The sequence below is a fragment of the Pseudoalteromonas galatheae genome (genome assembly GCF_005886105.2).
Taxonomy (GTDB): Bacteria; Pseudomonadota; Gammaproteobacteria; order Enterobacterales; family Alteromonadaceae; genus Pseudoalteromonas; species Pseudoalteromonas galatheae.
Map to the genome: position 1 here is coordinate 3,277,934 of NZ_PNCO02000001.1, position 21,301 is coordinate 3,299,234.

At 42.6% G+C, this 21,301-nt stretch carries 25 protein-coding genes and 1 other RNA gene; 6 read left to right on the forward strand and 20 right to left on the reverse strand.

Going from position 1 to position 21,301, the window contains the following annotated elements:
• From CWC29_RS14510 to dusA, 6 genes are all read right to left on the reverse strand, one after another.
• Nucleotides 1–987, reverse strand: a complete 987-nt coding sequence (locus CWC29_RS14510) for a DUF2333 family protein (protein WP_010376722.1) — start codon at nt 985–987, stop codon at nt 1–3.
• A gap of 17 nt (nt 988–1,004) precedes the next feature.
• Nucleotides 1,005–1,529, reverse strand: a complete 525-nt coding sequence (locus CWC29_RS14515; protein WP_138521412.1) for a copper chaperone PCu(A)C — start codon at nt 1,527–1,529, stop codon at nt 1,005–1,007.
• 95 nt (nt 1,530–1,624) lie between these two features.
• On the reverse strand, nt 1,625–1,966 hold the full coding sequence (locus CWC29_RS14520; protein ID WP_045964956.1) for a hypothetical protein: 342 nt from the start codon (nt 1,964–1,966) through the stop codon (nt 1,625–1,627).
• 23 nt (nt 1,967–1,989) lie between these two features.
• Complete coding sequence (locus CWC29_RS14525) at nt 1,990–2,199, reverse strand: PspC domain-containing protein (RefSeq protein WP_128727601.1); 210 nt, start codon at nt 2,197–2,199, stop codon at nt 1,990–1,992.
• 48 nt (nt 2,200–2,247) lie between these two features.
• Entirely contained in the window at nt 2,248–2,904 is a 657-nt protein-coding gene (locus tag CWC29_RS14530; RefSeq protein ID WP_128727600.1) for a PspA/IM30 family protein, read from the reverse strand.
• Between the two features lie 178 nt (nt 2,905–3,082).
• On the reverse strand, nt 3,083–4,096 hold the full coding sequence (gene dusA, locus CWC29_RS14535; protein ID WP_138521414.1) for a tRNA dihydrouridine(20/20a) synthase DusA: 1,014 nt from the start codon (nt 4,094–4,096) through the stop codon (nt 3,083–3,085).
• Between the two features lie 257 nt (nt 4,097–4,353).
• Between dusA and CWC29_RS14540 the strand changes: the two genes are divergently transcribed.
• Nucleotides 4,354–5,268 carry a site-specific integrase gene (locus CWC29_RS14540; RefSeq protein ID WP_328820785.1) on the forward strand — a complete coding sequence of 305 codons (915 nt, stop codon included), beginning with the start codon at nt 4,354–4,356 and terminating at the stop codon, nt 5,266–5,268.
• On the opposite strand, the gene CWC29_RS14545 is transcribed toward CWC29_RS14540, so the two are convergent.
• Entirely contained in the window at nt 5,269–6,447 is a 1,179-nt protein-coding gene (locus CWC29_RS14545; RefSeq protein WP_138521416.1) for a pentapeptide repeat-containing protein, read from the reverse strand.
• 80 nt (nt 6,448–6,527) lie between these two features.
• Complete coding sequence (locus CWC29_RS14550; protein ID WP_167815399.1) at nt 6,528–6,824, reverse strand: hypothetical protein; 297 nt, start codon at nt 6,822–6,824, stop codon at nt 6,528–6,530.
• 91 nt (nt 6,825–6,915) lie between these two features.
• On the opposite strand from CWC29_RS14550, the gene CWC29_RS14555 reads away from it, so the two are divergent.
• On the forward strand, nt 6,916–7,158 hold the full coding sequence (locus tag CWC29_RS14555; RefSeq protein ID WP_167815438.1) for a S24 family peptidase: 243 nt from the start codon (nt 6,916–6,918) through the stop codon (nt 7,156–7,158).
• 40 nt (nt 7,159–7,198) lie between these two features.
• On the opposite strand, the gene CWC29_RS14560 is transcribed toward CWC29_RS14555, so the two are convergent.
• The 5 genes from CWC29_RS14560 to rsmI form a co-directional block, all read right to left on the reverse strand.
• A complete protein-coding gene (locus CWC29_RS14560; RefSeq protein ID WP_138521420.1) occupies nt 7,199–8,731 on the reverse strand; it encodes an anti-phage dCTP deaminase in 1,533 nt (510 codons plus the stop codon).
• A gap of 48 nt (nt 8,732–8,779) precedes the next feature.
• Nucleotides 8,780–8,944, reverse strand: a complete 165-nt coding sequence (locus tag CWC29_RS14565; RefSeq protein ID WP_167815439.1) for a hypothetical protein — start codon at nt 8,942–8,944, stop codon at nt 8,780–8,782.
• 702 nt (nt 8,945–9,646) lie between these two features.
• The gene (locus tag CWC29_RS14575) at nt 9,647–11,122 is read right to left on the reverse strand and encodes a serine hydrolase domain-containing protein (RefSeq protein ID WP_138521422.1); all 1,476 of its coding nucleotides are present in this window, start codon (nt 11,120–11,122) and stop codon (nt 9,647–9,649) included.
• Nucleotides 11,123–11,359: 237 nt separating this feature from the next.
• Nucleotides 11,360–11,730: RNase P RNA component class A (rnpB, locus tag CWC29_RS14580), an RNA gene on the reverse strand.
• A 54-nt stretch (nt 11,731–11,784) separates the two neighbouring features.
• Nucleotides 11,785–12,645 (reverse strand): 16S rRNA (cytidine(1402)-2'-O)-methyltransferase, encoded by an 861-nt coding sequence (rsmI, locus tag CWC29_RS14585; RefSeq protein ID WP_017219056.1) that lies wholly within the window; start codon nt 12,643–12,645, stop codon nt 11,785–11,787.
• Nucleotides 12,646–12,705: 60 nt separating this feature from the next.
• Between rsmI and CWC29_RS14590 the strand changes: the two genes are divergently transcribed.
• Genes CWC29_RS14590 through dolP form a run of 4 tightly spaced genes read left to right on the forward strand, consistent with a single transcriptional unit; the run spans nt 12,706 to nt 16,119 of the window.
• Nucleotides 12,706–14,592, forward strand: a complete 1,887-nt coding sequence (locus CWC29_RS14590; RefSeq protein ID WP_138521423.1) for a penicillin-binding protein activator — start codon at nt 12,706–12,708, stop codon at nt 14,590–14,592.
• Between the two features lie 9 nt (nt 14,593–14,601).
• Nucleotides 14,602–14,967: a YraN family protein gene (locus CWC29_RS14595; protein WP_010605918.1), complete on the forward strand. Its 366-nt coding sequence runs from the start codon at nt 14,602–14,604 to the stop codon at nt 14,965–14,967.
• Between the two features lies 1 nt (nt 14,968).
• On the forward strand, nt 14,969–15,556 hold the full coding sequence (locus CWC29_RS14600; protein WP_010376705.1) for an SIS domain-containing protein: 588 nt from the start codon (nt 14,969–14,971) through the stop codon (nt 15,554–15,556).
• Entirely contained in the window at nt 15,553–16,119 is a 567-nt protein-coding gene (gene dolP, locus CWC29_RS14605; RefSeq protein ID WP_128727596.1) for a division/outer membrane stress-associated lipid-binding lipoprotein, read from the forward strand. The genes CWC29_RS14600 and dolP overlap by 4 nt, the downstream gene beginning before the upstream one ends.
• A 46-nt stretch (nt 16,120–16,165) precedes the next feature.
• Here dolP and CWC29_RS14610 read toward each other — a convergent pair whose 3' ends face one another.
• The 7 genes from CWC29_RS14610 to rplM form a co-directional block, all read right to left on the reverse strand.
• Complete coding sequence (locus tag CWC29_RS14610) at nt 16,166–16,591, reverse strand: ClpXP protease specificity-enhancing factor (protein WP_128727595.1); 426 nt, start codon at nt 16,589–16,591, stop codon at nt 16,166–16,168.
• Complete coding sequence (gene sspA / locus CWC29_RS14615; RefSeq protein ID WP_095728872.1) at nt 16,591–17,217, reverse strand: stringent starvation protein SspA; 627 nt, start codon at nt 17,215–17,217, stop codon at nt 16,591–16,593. Before sspA ends, CWC29_RS14610 begins: the two co-directional genes overlap by 1 nt.
• A 96-nt stretch (nt 17,218–17,313) precedes the next feature.
• A complete protein-coding gene (locus CWC29_RS14620; protein WP_128727594.1) occupies nt 17,314–18,075 on the reverse strand; it encodes a cytochrome c1 in 762 nt (253 codons plus the stop codon).
• A complete protein-coding gene (locus CWC29_RS14625; RefSeq protein WP_128727593.1) occupies nt 18,072–19,373 on the reverse strand; it encodes a cytochrome b in 1,302 nt (433 codons plus the stop codon). The genes CWC29_RS14620 and CWC29_RS14625 overlap by 4 nt, the downstream gene beginning before the upstream one ends.
• The gene (petA, locus tag CWC29_RS14630; RefSeq protein ID WP_095728873.1) at nt 19,373–19,963 is read right to left on the reverse strand and encodes a ubiquinol-cytochrome c reductase iron-sulfur subunit; all 591 of its coding nucleotides are present in this window, start codon (nt 19,961–19,963) and stop codon (nt 19,373–19,375) included. The genes CWC29_RS14625 and petA overlap by 1 nt, the downstream gene beginning before the upstream one ends.
• 503 nt (nt 19,964–20,466) lie before the next feature.
• The gene (gene rpsI, locus CWC29_RS14635; protein WP_161568695.1) at nt 20,467–20,859 is read right to left on the reverse strand and encodes a 30S ribosomal protein S9; all 393 of its coding nucleotides are present in this window, start codon (nt 20,857–20,859) and stop codon (nt 20,467–20,469) included.
• Between the two features lie 8 nt (nt 20,860–20,867).
• Nucleotides 20,868–21,296, reverse strand: a complete 429-nt coding sequence (rplM, locus tag CWC29_RS14640) for a 50S ribosomal protein L13 (RefSeq protein WP_010376694.1) — start codon at nt 21,294–21,296, stop codon at nt 20,868–20,870.
• Nucleotides 21,297–21,301 lie beyond the last annotated feature (5 nt).

The window sequence follows — 21,301 nt, forward strand, 5'->3', positions numbered from 1 at the left end:
TTATCCTTGCGCTAAAAGTTCACTAAGTTCTATGAGAGCCGCATTGGCTCGCGAAATATAATTTGCCATGACCAGAGAGTGGTTTGCGACCAAGCCGAAGCCACTGCCGTTTAATACCATAGGGCTCCATACCGTCTCTTGAGTCGCTTCTAACTCTCTGATGATCTGCTGTAGGCTGACAAGTGCATTTTTCTTTTCGAGCACAGGTCTAAAGTCATGCTCTACCGCTTTCATATAGTGTAGTAACGCCCATGTGGCGCCTCTGGCTTCATAGAATACATCATCAATCTGCCACCACGAAGTTTTCACCATATTATGGCTTGGCGTCATGGTTGCTTGATCGGCTGCCGAATCTCCAGCTAAATCGGTATTTAATCTGTCTTGACCTACACTTGCACTTAATCTTTGACTTAAGCTGCCCATGCGCTTTTCAGCTTCTTTTAGCCAAGCTCTCAAGTTATCAGCACGCGCATAAAACTGACTGTCGCGGTTACTGTTATCAGAAATTTGCGTCAAATACTGACGCAACAAATCATTGCCTTTTTGATATTCACCCTCAGCACTTGGCCACATCCACGCTGTTGAACTGATATTAAACTGTGGCTGAGCTAGCTTTAAACTTGGGTGCTCTGTCGATTGAGACTGTGAACGACTAAAGTCTTTACGCATCGAAAGCGTAAGATCTCGTGTCATCTCAAGCACGCCGTACTCCCAAGCGGGCATGTTATCCATCATTACGCTTGGCGGCATCATGTCGTTCGACAAGTAACCACCTGGCTTATTTAAAAGCGTATCTGTCACTTTAATCAAGGTATGTGTTGTCACATATCCAGTGACTAATGTATTGCCATTTTTCTGTGCATCCGCTTTTGCAGCCGCGACGACGTCAAACTGTTCTGGTTCCACACTCCAATACACGGCTATAACATAGCCCAGAAGTATGACAGCGATAATGCCAGAGATGATTTTTCCCGTATGATTTCCCATTTAATACCTCACTGTTTTTAGTGATGAGAGTGATGTCCTGCGTTTGATTTTTCTTTACCACCAAACATATCTGCAAGTGCGACGACTTCCGCCATGGTGAAGATCCTATCGCCATCAGCAAAATATAGCGTAAGCTTACGCTTCTCACCGACTTTTAATGTTTCTACTGGTTCAAACACCATTAAGTGATAACCACCAGGCTGAAATGTCACTGACTTACCCGCGGGAATAGCGAGCTCGTCAACACGTTGCATTTTCATCATATCTTCTTTATGAATATGCTCGTGAATTTCAACACGCTTAACGCCTTCGAGCGCAGCTTTAACCAGCACTTTATTTTGCTGCGTTGGGTTTTCAATAACGAGATAACCTGCAGTAGATGGCGCTGCCGGTAAAAATGCACGCACGGTGGCATTGTGAACAGAAAGTTGCTCCGAACCATGATGATGTTCACCATGTTCATGCCCTTGATGAGCTGAAGCGTTAAAGCCGATAAAAGTTGATAAAGCAAAAATTAAGGTTTTGATTACACTTGATTTCATGTTGGCTTTCCTTGGATTTATAACTGCAAATAACTATATCACAGATCCCAATTTAGCGTGTTTTTTATCTCCTACCGCCAACAAAAACCCACTGCTCACACTTTTGCTTGAGCAGATTTGTCTACCACTAACCACACAATTGCAATAATACAGATGAGTGGAAATAGCACTATCAGCGAATTAAATAGCAATGTCATTACTAGCCCAATGAACACAATAAGGAGCAGCCCTAAAATACCTGCGCTCAAGAGTGCTCCTAGCACCACCAGCGCTACAATTGCAAATAGCAACGTGAGTATTTCAAAGCCAAACCAACCTAGGTCAAATCCCATATCGAGTTGCAGATCGCTGATGTCTAACCATATTAGTGGCAGCGACACCCAAGATAGCGCCAATAAAAATACCAGCGCTAATAATATACCGGCCACGACTTTCATAGTGCCTACCTCGTCGCCGTTACTTAGTTTTCGTATTGCGTTTTTGGCATTGCAAACCAAGCGACGCCATACGCCAATAACACCAACATTGGAAACTTAAAAAACAGCAATACCGTTAGTAAACGCGTTAACCAAATTGGCATATCAAAACGTTGTGCAAGTTGCGCACATACGCCACCAATTTTCTTTGAACTATTCATTTGAGACAGTGTTGATTGATATCTATTTTTCATCTTTATCCCCTTTCGCTTTGATTGCTCAGTTCGTTGCAGTGGGCGAGCCTAGCTCGCCATTTTTTGCTTCAGTTGGGCTAATTCATCGTCAATTTGTTGCTGCTTTTGCTCATCTTCAAAGCGCTGCCATACATCGGGCTGCCCTAAGTCATAGGATTCGACTTCAGCTTCAAGGCGCGCCACCTTACGTTCTAACTCATCGAACTTGCGCGTTGCAGAGCGCATGTCGTCACTATTCAGCGTTTGTTTGACGGTTAGTCTTGCCTTACCAGCTTCCAAGCGACGCAACATCGCCTTTTCTTTTGCCTTTAATTGCTGAATTTTGCTTTGCAACTTGTCCGCATCTGCGCTGAGTTTTTCCAGTGCAGGCGTTAGATCATCAATTTTTTGCTGTGCTTCTTGTGCTTTTTCGGTTTCTCGCTGTTTTTGCTCAAGGGCTGAGCGGGCAAGATCTTCACGACCTTTTTCAAGGGCGTGTTCGGCTTTGCTTTGCCACGTTGCCGCAGCTTTATTTGCTTGCTCAACTTGACGCTGTGCTACTTTTTGTTGGCAAATAAGCTCAGCTGCCGTTGCCCGACAATCAGATAGCGCTTCTTCTAAATCACGCACTAACTGAGTGGCCATTTTTTGTGGGTCTTCGGCTTTGTCTAGTAACGCGTTAAGTTCTGCTTTGATAAGATCTTCAATTCTGTTGATGATGGTCATTGTTCGGCTCCTTTTATAATATAGTGAGACTATTCCAAGAGCCGTGCCAAAAATAAAAACAAAATTAAATCATTGAGTTAAGGTTTTTAAAAAGAAAAATAGATTTATCGAGCGACATTAAATAGTGAAAAAGACGATAAAATCGTCTTTTTCACACATAGGATTGGAGCAATATATTTTACACTTCTGGTACAAAAGACAGCGCCTTTTCCATCACTTCAATGCCAGCCTCTTTTTTGTGACCATTTTCTGATAAATGACGACGGAAACCACGAGCACCGGGCTGGTTTTGAAAAATACCCAACATGTGACGCGCAATGTGCCAAAAGTTTGCACCATTCGACATTTCACTTTCAAAGTAGTCATACATGCTTCTTACCACCTGATGACGCGTTTGCGTAAACGCAGCTTCGCCATACAATAGCTCATCAACCTGTGACAACATAAACGGGTTGCTGTAAGCTTCACGGCCAACCATTACACCGTCAAGGTGAGCCAAATGATGCAGGCATTCCTCAAGAGTTTTAACACCACCATTAATACTGATATGCAGATCTGGATAATCTTTCTTTAATTGATAAACACGAGGATAATCTAATGGTGGGATCTCCCGGTTTTCTTTCGGGCTTAAGCCTTGCAACCATGCTTTACGGGCATGAATGATAAAGTCATCACAGCCCACCGCCTGCGAGGCTTCAATCAACGCCGTAAGAAACTCATAGGAATCTTGTTCATCAATACCAATGCGCGTTTTTACCGTTACCGGAATATTCACTTCTGCCTTCATCGCCGCCACACAATCAGCAACGAGCTGAGGCTCAGCCATTAAACACGCACCAAAGCGACCATTTTGCACGCGATCTGACGGGCAACCCACATTTAGATTTACCTCACTGTAACCATATTCCTCAGCACGCTTAGCACACTCTGCCAACGCCTTAGGATCAGAGCCACCCAACTGCAACGCCACTGGTAACTCATGCGCACCAAATGCCAAATAATCCCCTTTACCAAAAATAATCGCACCTGTAGTGATCATTTCAGTATAAAGCACCGCATGTTTAGTCAGCTTGCGGTGAAAGGTTCTGCAATGGCGATCCGTCCAATCTAACATGGGTGCAACGCTAAAGCGGCGAAAGGCTGAATCACTTGTATTTTCTGGCTTAGCGCCTGATTTAACTGAATTACTCATGGTACCCCAAAGGCTAACTTTACTCGATAAAGACATACACCTAATACGAAAAATCTCCCTATCTTCTTCAGAGAATAGGATGAAATACAATTAGAAACGACTGACCTGCCTTTAAGCTCGAATATACAAACTAGACGTTACACGAACAAAACTTCAATCGTTTTATTGTTCGTGATAAAAATTAGGGCGATATTATACACAAAGAGCGTGAAACATTCAGTACAAAAGCACTTGCCGATACATAGGGCAAAAAGCGCGTGCATGAACTTGAAACCGAAAGGGTGACTGAAAAGAAACGCACAGTCACCCTAGGCACCCTACTCAATATGTACTTTGAAGATCACGACTTGTGGAATAGAACAGGCCGCACTAAACAGTACGTTATTAAAATGCTGATGGATTGCGATATAGCAAAAGTCCAATCTAATGCGCTTAAAGTAAGTGATGTGATAGAGCATTGCAGAAACCGCCGCGATGCTGGCGCAAGTCCTTCAACTATTTATCATGATGTTGCTTATCTGCGCTCGGTGATGAAGGTGGCCTATCCCGATTGGAACATAGACGCCAACTATAAAATATTTGAAGATGCCGTACCGGTGTTAATTGATATGGGGCTGGTTGGCAAAAGCCAAAAGCGCACCTGCCGCCCGACAAGTGATGAACTCGAACGACTGCGCGAAGGGCTACAAAAACGTATGGAATACCGCCCGAACGGCACCAAGCGCATTCCTTACCTTGATATTTTAGACTTTAGTTTACTTACTTGTATGCGTATTGGGGAAGTATGCAAAATCACTTGGGATGACCTAAACACCAAGCATAAAACAGTAATGGTCAGAGATAGAGAAGACCCCCGCAAAAAAGCAGGTAATCACATGATAGTGCCGCTCCTTGGTGGCTCGTTTGATATTGCAAAGCGCCAACCAAAAATAGATGAGCGAATATTCCCTCATAACTCACGCAGCGTAACCGCAGGATTTCAGCGGGTACGTAATGAGTTAGGCATTGAAGATCTACGTTATCACGACTTACGCCGCGAAGGGGCAAGCCGACTTTTTGAAAAGGGCTATACTATCGAGGAAGTTGCCCAAGTTACTGGGCAGCGTAATTTAAATATTTTGTGGCAGGTATATACGCAGCTGTTTCCGCATCAATTGCATGACAAATTTTAATTACCTCGGTGCTAGTTTATTACTAAATAGGTTTATTAAAAGGCCTAGGAAAATAAAGCCAATAATTACCTCTCCCCCTGCTAAGGCCATAGCCAAGATACTGCTGGGGGATATATCCCCATACCCCAGTGTAGTAAATGTTATAACTGAGTAATACAAGTGTGTCCAAAAGCTTTGTTGAACACCATCAGATATATGGTCGGGATAATTCATTGCACCATTTGGTAATGACCAATAAATCAAGGCAAAAAACACAACTATTATACTTGCCCAAAAGCCTAATATGTAACCGCTCCTTCCACAATTCGAACTAAGAAGCCAAAAAAAGTACGATTTCGGTCGGTTTTCTGAAAACTCATCTATATATGAGTTTTCATTAATCTTATGCTTTAAAGCCTCACTACAGTTTGCATTAGATATATTGCAACCTATGGACAGTTTCAGTGGCTTTGTCCCTTGCTTCAACCGCTCACAAAGAGTTGAGAAGTTTATAACAATATCATTCAACTTTGATCTACTGAAATCCACATTAGAGATATTAGAATGATCAATTGAACAATTTTTGAATTCGGATTCGTTGAAGACGCTATGAGCCATATTGCAACGTTCATAAGCCACATGCCAAAAAGTACAACCTTTGAAGTTCGAGCTTTCAATAGAGCTATTTAAGAAATGAGTATAATAGATATTAGAGTCTTGAAACTTACAACGAATAATTTTTGCGCTATCAAACTTTGCCTCTTGTATCATTGAGTCTGAAAAGTCACAGCCAATAAACCAAGCTCCGCTGAAGTTCGCCTGTATTTTTACAAAAACCTTATTCCTCACTTCCACGAACCAAGTTTGTGAAAGGTCTGCATCACCAAACCTCACCATGCTCAAATCACAATTATGGAATAGTGCTCCCTTGAAATTAGCTCCCTCTAAGCAGGCACCATTGAAATTTAACTTTTCAAAATGAGAAGACCTGTAGAGTTCGTCATCACTACAATCTACATTGACTGTCGGGATATTTGTAGCTCCATTGTCATAGACACATACTTTACGAGAGACATTTGATTTCCCGTAAACTTTATCTAGATAGTCAGCCTCAAAATTAGCAACTACTCCTTCTTTACCACCACTTTCCAAATATTTATTATGAAGCTCTATTATTTTATCAAGCTCAGATTGGATCATTGAACCTCCGTATCGCACTGTAGACTCAGCTAAAATACTAAATCAATTGAAACTAAAAACCTAGCGGCATAGCAAACATCTCAGTTCAACACATCTTCAATCACGGCAACCAACTCATCATCCAGCTTATTCGATGATTTGCTTGCCAAGTGCTTGGCTGTGGCTAAGCACACCTGTTTGATAAACGCCTCGGTGGCCAGTTTAGCAAGCCAGTTACCCAGCGATTCAGCAACGGATTTAGATCCGCTATCAATATATTTATAGACGTAATAAATACCGCCAATAGTGAGTAAAAGACTCAAGTTGCGGTTAAATAAAGCTAGCCGAGATGGTAGGGATGGCTCAGCAATCTTTGCAACGAGTTGAGAGCGAGGCATGGGCTGATATTCAAGAGGTCAGTCAATTAGAAGCCGAACACTTTCTTTGCCCTGTTAATTGTAGCGATAAATCTTTTGTACTTAGGGTGCAATGGAACCTAAGTTCCAAGGCGGCGATTTAATATTTGTCGACCCTGAAGCGACCTGCGTTCATGGTTCTTATGTGGTGGCAAAATTTGATGATGATAACCAAGCTACCTTTAAACAGCTAATTATCGAAGGCGGGCAAAAATACCTAAAAGCACTGAACCCCAATTGGCCAGTTCAGCTTATTCAAATTAATGGGAATTGCACGCTAGTTGGTAGGGTTGTTTTTACAGGGAAGTCTTTATAAAAGGCCCACTAAGTGAGCCTTTTATTATTTAATCGAACTGTCACTGAAAGTCAGGCAGTACCTGATTTACTTTTTCGACTGTTTTTAGTTCGTAGTCACTATAACCATCCAACTGCTGAAAGTCTACATGTCCAGAGTCTTGAGTAAAATAATTAATAACATCTCCTGCACCGTTTTTCCTTTGCTGGTTATAACCAAAGAATTTAGGATATCTAATCGGAGAAACACCTTCGAAGTTTTCCATTAAAACTTTGTTAGCACTTGAAGTACTATCGTGATTTGAAATAGCGTCGCTATGAAGTTGTGTGGCTAAACTCTTCTCGTATGGCTCAATGTAAACAACTCTTTCTATTCCAGCAGCAACGATGTGACGTGCACATACATGACATGGATAAGTTGTGCAGTAAAGAGTTTTTCCTAGGGTACTACTATTTGAACTTCTAGCTAATGCCATAATCGCATCCATTTCAGCATGGATCGCTCTAGAATACTCTATCAATGACTTCGCTTTAGATTCTTTAATTATTTTATGAGCTACCTCAGTGTAGTTCATGACATTATGAGCATTTAAAATGTCTTCAATTTCTACTCTGAGTGCATCTTTATGCCAGTCATTATGGCAGTATCCTCTGTGATTAAAACAACGGTTATCATCTTTACTTTCTGCGTTATATAGTCCACCACCAAACTTTGGAACGTCGTTACACCCAGTAGAAACTATATCTCCATCTTTATCAGCAATCGCAGCTCCAACCTGACGAGATAAGCATGCTGACTTCAAAGAGGCAGAAAACGCACTATATATACCGACCTCATCTTTTGTGGGAGTGATGTGATTAGTACCATGTATAAGCTTTATAAACCTCGTGATTGATTCACCCATATCTTGGTTGCTATCAGCATTACGAATAAAGTAATCAGCCTTATGCAGAGATTTACCTACTTGCTGACCATGAGGTTCTGATTTTCTATCTCGATCGATAAGTAAACCAGCTTCCGCATCTGACATTTGCTCACCTTTCAGACTTTCTCTTCTGTCAAACTCAGTTCTTAGAAGCCCAAGTAAATAAAAGTTGTTCCTGTAGATTTCTCTCAATAAGTTAATTTCATCGGGGTGTTTCAGTTGGTCAATGATATAGGCTGCTTTCTTTGTAACTTTAACAACTTCATCAGAGTCATCATCTCCGAAGTTTTTCTGTCTCAGTACAGTAATACGCCTAACAGCTAGCTCTGCAAGTATACTTGTTCTATGGTCGAGTCTTAGTTGATCACCTGCATTTTGGAGGGTATTGTAGCGTTCATATCCTCTTTTATTTGTAAGGTCTTCAGGACCGTTATAGTGCTGAGAAATTAACTCACTTAAACGGATATGCTCCACTACATAGCCCGAATCTATAAGTTTACCTTCTAATAATTTTTTTAGGTTTCTAACACCTGACCCAACAGTACCGCAAAGACCAATAATAAGCTCTTCAGATCGACGTCCTTTTATCGCATCAAGGGGGTTGTCGTTTTTGTCGCTGGAAGTAGATGATTGAGAAAGAGGAGAAATTTTGGTCGCAGTCTCTGCCATAGTAATGTCCTTGATAGTATTTCTAAGAACATTACTATAACAAAAAAATTACCAATTCAAGTTATTAGCTGCTTTGTATACTTTTTCTTTCGCAAGAGACTCACGTTTTTTGTTATAGGCTGAAGAAAAGCACTTTACCTTTGTGGTATCACTCTTTTTTGCTTTTGGATTGGTAGAGCCATGTTTTAAAACTTCTAAGTTATTATTCATCATTGACTTTCCTAAATATGCTGAAGAAACACGACCCAACCTAATGCGCGCGGATTCTACATACAAATACTGGTTAAAGCAATCATTTTGATCCTTCAGTATTATTGTTAGCACAGCTTTAGTTAAAGATAAATATCGATAAGAGGAAATAAGGCTTAAAGTTTAACTTTTTATCACTTTATTGATTTGCTCATCACCTTAGAGGCATAAAAGACCCCTATAATCACCCTCACGATCAATAGAACAGGTATTTACTTATAAATCAGTCCAATCCAGCATGGGTGCAACGCTAAAGCGGCGAAAGGCATCAACGCAGTGGTTCGGTGTTTGTGGCGCTAAGGGTGGAGTTGGTTGTTGGCTCATGGTATGACTTTCTCAATCAAATTTGCTATCAGCGAGCTGCACTAACTATCTATAGCAGTACATAGCTCAAATAGGTGATTGCGTAGTATACCGCAGCTTCTAATACTTCGTTAAGTATAGATAGTAATTTATTGCCAATAGTAAATAGCCTGAGCTTCGGATAATTTATGCCTTTCTAGCAGCCTGTTTTTGCGCTAGACAAGGAAATAATTTACTGTGATTTTAAAAGCAATGAGTTAGCTCATTTCTTATCCAAACCTCAGGTTAAATACAAAAAAGCCGCAAGTAATTGAACTTGCGGCTTTCGATTTGTTTAGGTTGCCTTCACAGTCTTATGGTGAGTTAAAGATACTCCTTCACTACCGCTACTTTATTTTTTGCGAACTGACTGTTTGGGTTTATCGCAAGTAACTGCTGATAGTGCGCCAGTGCTTGCGCATACTGCTTGTTTAACTCATACGCTTGCGCGATGCTGTTATGGTAATATGGCTGCTCGTTATTTTGAGTCAGCGCAAATTTAAAGATTTCGATACCATTATTAACTTGGCCATCTTCAACAAGCTTATTGCCCCACTCCACCAAGATCTCTAAATCATACATTACACCGGTATCTTGCTGCGCTTTTGCAAACATAGCCGCAAAGTCGGCAAAGCCTTGTTTATCTGTAAGCTGCTTTAAGTACGCCATCGGCTGGTAGGCCTTTTGCTTACTAGCGTCGTTAAAGTTGGGAATATAGTAAGCGGCAATATCATCAACAAACTCAATGGGTAATCCACCCAACAGGTTAGTAAGCACAATCACCGAAACCTTGTCTTCAGGGTAGGTGATCACTGTAGTCGCATTACCACCGCTTGCGCTGATTGCTGGGTGATATTTACGCTGAACCACTTGCCAGCCCATTGCATAACCGTTTTCTTTGTTGTTAAAGGCTTCTGTACGCCCGTTGTTCAGCTTAACTGGCGTCAATAGCATATCTAACTCTTTAACCAGCTCGCCTTGTTGTAGTGATACAACATAGTTAGCTAGTTCCGTTGCGGTTGAACTCATTCCCGCTGCGGTTCTCAACATATAAGGGAATTCGCCGTAAAAGTTTTTGTAATTCCCCTCTCCTAAATGAATATATTGGCGAGCCTGATTTGGCACCATAAGTTCAAGATAATCAAAACCTGCCTGCGCGGTTTTTGGCATATTGGCACGTGCTAACTGCATCTTGGTAATAAAAGCAGGAAACTCTTCCGGTGTATATTTATCAATGATTTTACCCAAAATCACATAGCCGGTTTGGTTATAACGAAAACGCGAGTTAGGTGTAAATTGAAGAGGCTGCTTTTGCACTGCTTGCCATGAGGCTTCCGCATCATTCGGTACAATGGTTTCTAGGGCATAATTTGATGCTAGGATCGGCGGCAGACCTGTGGTGTGACCCATTAATTGGTTAATTTTGAGTTGCTGCCAAGCCTTTGGTAAATCGGGTAAGTGCTTACCAATTTCATCGTCAATATTTAGATAACCTTGTTCAGCGAGCTGTACAATCGCAACACCGGTAAACGCCTTTGTCATCGAGTTAATCGGAAATAACGTCTGCTCAGTTACAGGCACTTGATGCTGTAAGTCTGCAAAACCGTAACTTCCTTGCTTAATGATTTTATCGTCCTTAACCACGGCCAGCTGTAAGCCCGGAATATGCCTTTCTTTCATGAGAGTTTTGATCAGCTTGTCTATCGACTCAGCCTTCACTAAGGATGAAAATAATGCCGACCACAGTAGCGTGCCAAACCATAAAATGGTTGATAATAAGACTTTGTTGTTCTTGTACATGATAGTTCCATTACTCATTTTCGTTTGAGAGATGGCTCTATCTTTCCAAGTATTGTACCAATCTTAAAAATTATTATTTATCAGTGTATTAAATAAACCCAACAAGTGAAATTAGTAAATAAATTAACGAAAAGTGGTGGGATATACAAATAAATGGCGTTTTTAACAAGGTAATCGTGAGGTGATAAAGTGGAAGTCTCAAGCGTAAACATCTCATGTTGGGATGTTTACGCTTGAGGTGTGAGTCAGCCTATAAGCCGGGTTCTGTCCACTCCCGAAGGAGATCGATAATCATTCGTCTAGGCCTAGGATCGCTCCTAGGCTCGAGCAACCTACCCGGTTCCGATGCGGGCCACACCATAAGGAACCCTATTTGGTCTTGCTCCGGGTGGAGTTTACCTTGCAACCAACTGTTACCAGTGGCCCGGTGCGCTCTTACCGCACCCTTTCACCCTTACCGGTCCCGAAGGACTTAGGCGGTCTTCTCTCTGCTGCACTTGTCGTAGGCTCACGCCCCCCAGCCGTTAGCTGGCACCCTGCCCATTGGAGCCCGGACTTTCCTCCCCCTGATCATTTTCGTCACAGGCAGCGATTATCCGGCTGACTCAGGCGGGCGATTATACGCACTTTAATGCAATAACGCACGCGATAAATTGCGTGTATTACGCTTCTCGCTCAGCAATGATAGCCTTATACAAGGCGTTCTTTTTTAGCCCTAAATATTCAGCTGCTACGCCGCAGGCCTTTTTCAATGGCATTTCTGGTTCTAGTAACTCAATCAGCTTTTTCGCTTCTGGCGTTAATGCTTGTTCATCTCTTTGTTCACCGGGTAGCATCAACACCAGTTCACCTTTTTGCTTTTCAGGCGTTGCGGTTAAAAACTCAATGAGCTCGGTAACCGTGCCACTGAAAAAGGTTTCGTAGGTTTTGGTCAGTTCTTTAGCAAAAACGACTTGTTGTGTTTCGCCCAGCGCGATTTTCATATCTTCTAGACTCGCCATAATGCGGTGGGTGCTTTCGTACAAGATACTCGTGATGCCAGAGGCGACTGCATCTTTAAAAAATTGCTGACGCGCTTGGCTTTTTGCTGGTGAAAATCCCACGAATTGGAACTTATCTGTTGGTAAGCCGGAACAACTCACCGCAGCAATGGCGGCACACGCGCCAGGAACGGGAGTGACGGTAGCACCTGCTTCACGGCACAGGTTTACCACGGCATAGCCCGGATCGCTGATAAGCGGCGTTCCCGCATCAGATACTAGCGCGATGTCTTTACCTTCGTTTAACCAATCTAAAATTTGCTGCGCTTTTTGCTTCTCGTTGTGATCATGCAGTGCAAAAGTTTTTGCTTTAATGCTAAAGTGGCTCAATAATTTACCGGTGTGGCGCGTATCTTCGGCAGCGATTAAATCGACCTGACTTAACACTTTCAGTGCACGTTCACTGATGTCATCTAAATTACCTATTGGTGTCGCTACAATATGTAGGGTGCCGATTTTGTTTTCGTTGTGAAGATTAGCCATTGAGCTCTCCAATATCAGTCAGTAAGATATCCACTCAGTCGTGAAAAAGAAGGTTTGCCTGTGCAGTTTAAAAAGATAGCGCTTTTAGTTGCCATATTGTCGGGGTTATCCGCTTGTAGTACAAGCACAAATGTCACCAAATCCCCCCAAGAAACTAAAACAACTAAAGCCGTTAGCCAATCGGATGACAATGCCGCGTCGTTATTTGCAAGGGCGCAGAGTAAAGAAGGCGTTGCCAAAATCCAATTGCTGTATGCAGCCAGAGACGCTGCTATCTTAGAAAAAGACTGGCAAATGTTAGAGCAAATTGGTTTAGCGATGGAAGCTAAAGCCAGTGTTGATCACATTCAAAACAAATTATATATCGCACTTGCTCGCAAAGAATTGTCGCAGTATGCCAATGCGTTAGCTATCCTAAACACGCTAGAGGGTAGGCTCAACACCCCAGAGCACCAAGCTTGGTATGAGTATTTACTGGGTAGTATTTATGCCTCGCAGCAACTACCAAAAAAAGCGTTGGTTGAGTACTTTAAAGCGGCCGATATTGCCAATGAACATAACTTAGCGGTGGCCGGGTTACACGAAGAGATTTGGCTAGCGCTACAACAGCTATCAAGTTACGCCCTTGAGCGCTTTGATTCTGGCTCTGTTTTACAACGTGGTTGGGTGACGCTAGCTAAGTATCAACAAATTTATTTGGGTTCGAGCGTCCAGCTCGACCAAGCTATGAATAATTGGCGTCGTCGTTTTACTAATCACCCTGCGGTTGCTTTGCTGCCTAAAGATTTACAAGGCGCGGTTGCGCTTGAACCTTACCAAGTTAAAAGACTTGCGGTGTTGTTACCACAATCAGGTGCGAGCGAGCGACTCGGTACAGCGCTTAAAAATGGTTTCTTGGCTGCTACTGACGAAGGGATGATTGAAGAGGTCTTCTTCATTGATGAGATGGCATCCGAATCTGAAATAGTAACGCAACTTGCTGAGGCAAATGTCGATTTTGTCATTGGTCCATTATTAAAATCCAACGTTGAAAAACTACTCGCAGATAAAGGTTTTGCGGCTTACCCAACTTTGTTTTTAAATGCACGCGAAACGCTTACGCCTAGCAGTAGTGAACAGTACTTTTTTGCACTTAACCCTGAGCATGAAGTCGAGCAAGCAATGAAGCACTTTCTTGCTAAAGGCTATAAAAAGCCCATGTTACTGGCTCCAGCAAATGCCTCTGGTAAGCGGTTGATTGAGCATTTTGATCAAGGTTGGAAACGCTATAGTGAGACTAAGCCGGAAGTAGGTTATTACACTAATAGTAAAAATATGGCGGATGTCATTACCGATATTTTAGAGGTGGACGCTTCAAAGTCACGTACTCGCGTCATTAAGAGCCTATTTCGTAAAGAGGTCAAAAGCGAAACACGCTCTAGACGCGACATTGATGCCATCTATATTCTTGGCGATGCTATGGAAACCCGATTGCTCAAGCCTTATTTAGACGTCAATGTCAGTACGTTTGCCGACCGGATCCCATTGTATGCGAGCTCTCGCAGTTATAGTAAGCAAATCGATGTCACTGATAAGGGGGATTTAGAAGGGCTTTATTTTACCGAGCAACCTTGGATGCTGCCGGGTGCTGTTGAAAAAGCACCGCTTCGAGATACCTATCAATCTTTATGGCCTGAACAGGCCGATTTAGAACAGCGCTTGTTCGCGATGGCATATGACGCTACCAATTTAATCCCAGAGCTGCGGCAACTAGCTTGGCTCTCGGGTAAAAGTTTTGATGGCTTAACCGGCCAGCTCAGCATACGCGGTGGCAGTGATGTTGTGCGAAAGCTCAGTTGGGCACAATATCGTAATAAACAAATTCGTTTGGTGAGCTTGGATGAACAGCCTCCACTACCATTATTTATGCAACAAGAGAAACCTGTGGGAGACTCTTTGATCAGATAGGATATCTGGATGTTTAAAGGACTATTTAGCAACACACGGAGTAAGGGCGAGCATTTTGAGTTGATTGCGGAGCAATTCTTGGTAAAACAAGGATTAACCCCCGTCACCAGAAACTATCTCTGTAAATACGGAGAGATAGATCTGATTATGCGAGAGTCGCAAACCTTAGTGTTTATTGAAGTAAAGTATCGCGATAGCAGCCACTTTGGTGGCGCAATTAACGCACTATCAAAAACTAAGCTTCAAAGATTAAAGCGTAGTATTTATAATTATTTAGCACAGCAAAATTTGCATAACACGCAACTTAGAGTCGACTTTGTTGCCATTCAAGGGGCCGATCCCCCTGAAATAAACTGGATTAGAAATATTTTTTAGCATGCAAGAATCTATAAAATCTATATTTACAGAGTCAATTCAAGCGCAGATAGCGGCAGGCGAAGTATTGCCTAAAGCGCTAGAAACCGCAGCGATGACTATGGCTCAGAGCCTGATCAATGGCAATAAAATCATCTGCTGCGGCGCGCCAAGTAATCATATGTTGGCGCACCACTTCGCAACCATCTTAAGCAACTTTTACGAAACAGAACGCCCATGTCTGCCCGCGATTGCACTAACGAATGAGCAATATAATTTAGCGTCACCAGAAAATGGCAAAGCCAGAGAGCGTTTTGCCAAACAAATACGCGCATTTGCGCAACAAGGTGACTTGCTGGTGGCGTATGCCATAAACGGGCAAGAAAAGGCGGTTATTGGCGCAGTGGAAGCGGCTCTTACTAGAGATATGAAAGTCATCGCGCTAGTTGGCGATGATGGTGGTGAAATAACCGGTCTGTTAGGCCCACAAGATGTCGAGATCCGGATCCCAAGTAAACGCCCAAGCCGGATAATCGAGTCACAACTATTCAATACTCACTGTTTAAGTGAGCTAATCGACGCAATTTTATTCCCTCAGGACGAAGTATAATGATGAGAATAACCTCTTTACTTGCCGCCATCTTGTTACTACAAGGGTGTGCTGCTGCGGTAGTTGCTGGTACAGCCGGTGCGGTCTCTGCTGCAAATGATAGGCGCACTATCGGTGCGCAAATTGACGATAACAATATCGAGATTAAAGGCACGCTTGCTATCAAAGAGATTAAGCGCCTTGCAGATCATGCCAACATCACACTGGTGAGTGTTAATGGCGTAGTACTAATGATTGGTCAGGTCACCAATCAAGAAATGAAAACGGAAGCTGAGCGTGCGCTACAAAACGTTGCAGGGATTAAGCAGGTACATAACCAGTTAAGAATAAGCTCAAATATAGGTATCACAACGCAAACACATGATACTTGGCTGACCTCTAAGGTTAAAACCAAATTACTCGCTGCCGACGAGGTCAATGGTGCAAATATTAAGGTCGTTACCGAGAATGCAGAAGTGTTCTTAATGGGCTTAGTCTCTAGGCAAGAAGCAAACTCCGCGGTAGAAATCGCCAGGAATATTAATGGTGTAAAACGTGTGATTAAAGCCTTTGAGTACATATGATACCAATAATGTATAGCCATAAAAAAACCTGCATTCGCAGGTTTTTTTATTTTATCACTCGAAGGTGAGAACCTTTTTTCTTTTCAGGTTCAGGCTTAGTCTCTGGCGCTTGTGAGACTTCAGTCTCTTCCGCCAAATCTAGCTCTTCATCTTCAAAGACTTCTTCTTCAGGTGTAAATACCGTGCCCTCACCATTTTCTCTGGCATAGATAGCCAATACCGCACCGTTAGGTACGTATACTTGCATTGGCTGACCACCAAACCGAGCATTAAAGCTCAGTGCTTGGTTATCCATAGAGAAATTCGTCACAGCAGATGGGCTTACGTTCAACACAATCTGCCCTTCTTGCACAAACTGTGTTGGAACCTGTACCGAGGGGAAGTCCGCGTTCACCACTAAATGCGGCGTACATTCGTTATCGACAATCCACTCGTAAAAAGCGCGTAGTAAGTAAGGACGATTAGACGTCATTACGATCTGATCTCACGCTCAGCATCAGTTAGCGATGCTTGGAATGAGTCACGCTCAAATAAACGTAGCATGTATTCTTTTAGCTCTTTGCTACCGGCGCCATTCAGCTCAATACCAAGCTGTGGTAAACGCCAAAGTAGTGGAGCTAAATAACAATCTACTAAGCTGAACTCTTCACTCATGAAGTAAGGTGCTTCATTGAAGATAGGTGCTACAGCTAGTAGAGCTTCGGTTAACTCTTTACGAGCTTGTGCAGCTTCATCACCGCCCGCAGAAACCTTTTCAGCAAGTGAATACCAGTCAGTTTCAATGCGGTGCATCATCAAACGACTACGACCACGCATTACCGGATATACAGGCATCAGAGGAGGATGCGGGAAGCGCTCGTCTAGATACTCCATAATGATATTCGCTTGGTACAAACCAAGCTCACGATCGATTAGCGTAGGAACAGTACCATACGGGTTAATCTCATGTAGAGCTTCTGGTAAGTTGTCCTTTTCAGCCTGATGAATATCAACACTTACACCTTTCTCAGCAAGTACGATACGTACCTGGTGACTGTACATACAGTTTGACCCAGAAAAAAGTGTCATTACAGGGCGCTTATTGGCAGCAACGGCCATGCCTACCTCCATTAAAAAACTAAAAGTAATTAAATCACTTTAAACAGCAAAAGGGGCGAACGCCCCTATTGCAAAAATTACCTTTGAATATTCAAATTAATGAACATCTCTCCAGTATTCTTTCTTCAAGAAGAATGCCAGGATGAAGAAGATAACTAAGAAACCAATAACCTTAATACCTAAAGCTTCTGACTCCAGGCGAGAAGGCTCACCTACATAAGCTAAGAAGTTTGTCAGGTCACGTGCTGCTTGGTCATATTCATCAACACTCATCTCACCACTACCATCTGTTTCAGTACCGACAACTTTGGTGACGGTTTTCATGACTTTTTCGCCATTTTCAACCACTTCAACTTCATGCTCTTCAGTGATTGGAGTTGGCAAGCCTTGCAACTCTTGTAGTACGTGAGGCATGCCCACCAATGGGAAAACAATGTTGTTTACACCAAATGGGCGAGACTCATCTTTATAGAATGATTTCAAGTAAGTATAGATGTAGTCCGGTGACTTAACACGAGAGATAAGTGTTAAGTCTGGTGGAGCAGCACCAAACCACTTTGCTGCATCATCTTTCGCCATAGAGTTTTTAATATGGCTACCCACTTTAGAACCATCGAAAATAAGCGTTTCTTGACCAATATCTGTTGGAATACCAATATCACGGAAAGTACGCTCATAACGCTGATACTGCATCTGGTGACAGCCAAGGCAGTAGTTCATAAATAACTTAGCGCCACGCTGTAAAGATGCTTTATCTGTTAGGTCATTATTTGCTTCCATCAAAGGTACTGATGGACCCGCTGCCATCGATAACGTTGGCAACAATGCGAATAAACCGATTACTAGCTTTTTCATCATTTCGTCAACCTCGTTGGTAGTGGCTTCGTCTTCTCATTTTTACTGTAGAAGAATAGCAATACGAAGAACATGAAGTAAGTTACTGTCGTAATTTGCGACAATAGCGTTTTAAAGTCAGTTTGCGGTGTTGCACCAATCCAACCAAGGATAACAAAAGTGACAACAAACTGAGCAATGTTCAACTTATGGAAGCCACAGCGGTAGCGAATCGAACGAACAGAACCACGGTCAATCCAAGGCAATAGTGCCAATGCTACAATTGATGCACCCATCGCAAGTACGCCGATTAGCTTATCAGGGATTGCACGAAGGATCGCATAGAATGGCGTAAAGTACCAAACTGGGAAAATGTGCTCTGGCGTTTTCAGCGGGTTTGCTGCTTCGAAGTTTGGCGCTTCAAGGAAGAAACCGTTCATTTCTGGTGCGAAGAAAACAATTGCACAGAAGAAAATTAAGAAGCCAGCAACACCTAAGACATCTTTTACTGTGTAGTAAGGGTGGAATGGAATTGCATCCACAATATCTTTTTTGTCAGTGTAGTATTCATGGAATTTAAATTTAGGTTTGTCTTCCTCAGCCACAGAGCCTTTCTTACGCTTGATCTCAACACCGTCTGGGTTGTTCGATCCTACTTCGTGAAGTGCAACAATGTGAAGGAATACCAAGATAACCAGTACTAATGGTAGGGCAATAACATGTAGTGCAAAGAAGCGGTTAAGCGTTGCACCTGAAATAACGTAGTCACCACGGATCCAAAGCGTTAAGTCATCACCAATTACAGGGATTGCACCGAATAATGAAATGATTACCTGAGCACCCCAGAAAGACATCTGGCCCCAAGGAAGTAAGTATCCCATGAATGCTTCAGCCATTAGCGCTAAGAAGATAAACATACCAAACAACCATAGAAGTTCGCGTGGCTTTTGGTAAGAACCATAAATCATACCGCGGAACATATGGAGATAGACCACCACGAAGAACGCGGACGCGCCAGTGGAGTGTAAGTATCGCAATAACCAACCATATTCAACATCACGCATGATGTATTCTACTGATGCAAAGGCACCTTCAGCAGAAGGAACAAAGTTCATAGTCAGCCAGATACCAGTCACAATCTGGTTTACCAATACTAAAATGGCGAGTGAGCCAAACAAGTACCAGAAGTTAAAGTTCTTTGGCGCTGGGTATTGAGCAATATGCATATTCCAGACGCGAGTCATTGGAATACGAGCATCGATCCAATCAACAACTTTGCCCACTACGCCCGTATTTTCTGCTTTATCTACATTTACAGACATTATGCAACCCCTTCTTCTTCACCTACCAAAATAGTAGTGTCGTCAATAAAGGTATACGGTGGGATCTCTAAGTTTAGAGGTGCAGGTACGTTTTGGAATACGCGACCCGCCATATCAAACTTCGAACCGTGACAAGGACAGAAGAAACCACTATCAGTGCCTTCTACTTTTTCGCCAAAACTTCCGTTAAGGAAAGATGGTGAACATCCTAAGTGAGTACAAATCCCAACAGCGACGAAGATCTCAGGTCGCTTAGAACGAAAACCGTTCTGCGCAGACGCCAACTGTTGTGGCTCTTCAGAGTTAGGATCACGAAGTTGGTCTTCGTGTTGCTTCATTTGTTCTAGCATTTTTGGTGTACGATTAACAATCCAAACAGGTTTGCCTCGCCACTCAACACGAATAAGTTGTCCAGACTCAAGTTTGCTGATATCTACTTCTACAGGCGCACCTGCAGATTTAGCTCGCTCACTTGGATTCCAGGACGCAATAAAAGGAACAGCAGCTCCAACCGCACCAACGCCACCTACAACAGAGGTAGCGATAGTTAAAAAGCGACGTCGGCTGTTGTCTACAGGCGCATTGCTCATCCACTTATCTCCACTTGATTCCCAACACTTGCTATATTGAGAACATCAGTTACAGCAGGTTAATTTAAGAAATTACAAAATAGACGCGATCATAAATAAATACCTTGATTAAAACAAGGTTATTCCAGATCCATGCCCGAATAAACCCGCAGATAATCATCTATGATTACTTCGAGCATGAAACCGCGTATTCATGATATCGCGTCTGACACAACAATATACTGACTAAGATCAACCCCCGACTAAGGATACGCACCAAATCGCATGACTGGATCTCAGGTCTTTCTACTTGCTCCGCCAATTGTAGCAAAAAAAACCGCCAAGTTACCGCTCGATTTGCACTAATTATTATATTTATTGAACTTTTTTAACTCGATGCGATATTTTTGAGCGAAATTGAAGGAAATCTCAAGAACAAGCTTACTCCAATTGCTGAGTTCCACAGTATTAAAAACAAAAAACCCAGCATAAGCTGGGTTTTTGAATTCTTGAAACGTAATAAATTAACGCTTAGAGAACTGTGTCTTCTTACGTGCTTTCTTAAGACCAACTTTCTTACGCTCAACTTTACGAGCATCACGAGTAACAAAGCCAGCTTTACGTAGAGTTGGACGTAGTGACTCGTCAAACTCCATTAGTGCACGTGTGATACCGTGACGGATAGCACCCGCTTGACCAGTTGTACCACCACCTGCAACAGTGATGTATAAGTCAAACTTTTCTGTCATTTCAACTAACTCTAGAGGCTGACGAACAACCATGCGAGAAGTTTCACGACCGAAGAACTCTTCTAAAGAGCGCTTATTGATTACGATGTTGCCAGTGCCTGGGCGTAGGAATACGCGAGCACTTGAACTTTTACGACGACCTGTACCGTAGTATTGATTTGCCATGATAGTGCTCCTTAAATGTCTAGAACCTGAGGCTGCTGTGCAGCGTGGTTGTGCTCGTTACCAGCGTAAACTTTAAGTTTACGGAACATTTCACGACCTAGAGGACCGCGAGGTAACATGCCTTTAACCGCTTTCTCGATGATCATTTCAGGCTTTTTAGCTTGAAGTTTCTCAAAGTTGATAGACTTAAGGCCACCTGGGTAACCAGAGTGAGCATAGTACATTTTGTCCTGAGTTTTATTACCAGTTACAGTAACTTTCTCAGCGTTGATTACGATGATGTAATCACCAGTGTCAACGTGTGGAGTGTACTCAGCTTTATGCTTACCGCGAAGGCGACGAGCGATTTCAGTAGCGATGCGACCTAAAGTTTTACCTTCAGCGTCAACTACGTACCAGTCACGTTTTACAGTTTCTGGTTTAGCAACAAACGTTTTCATTATAA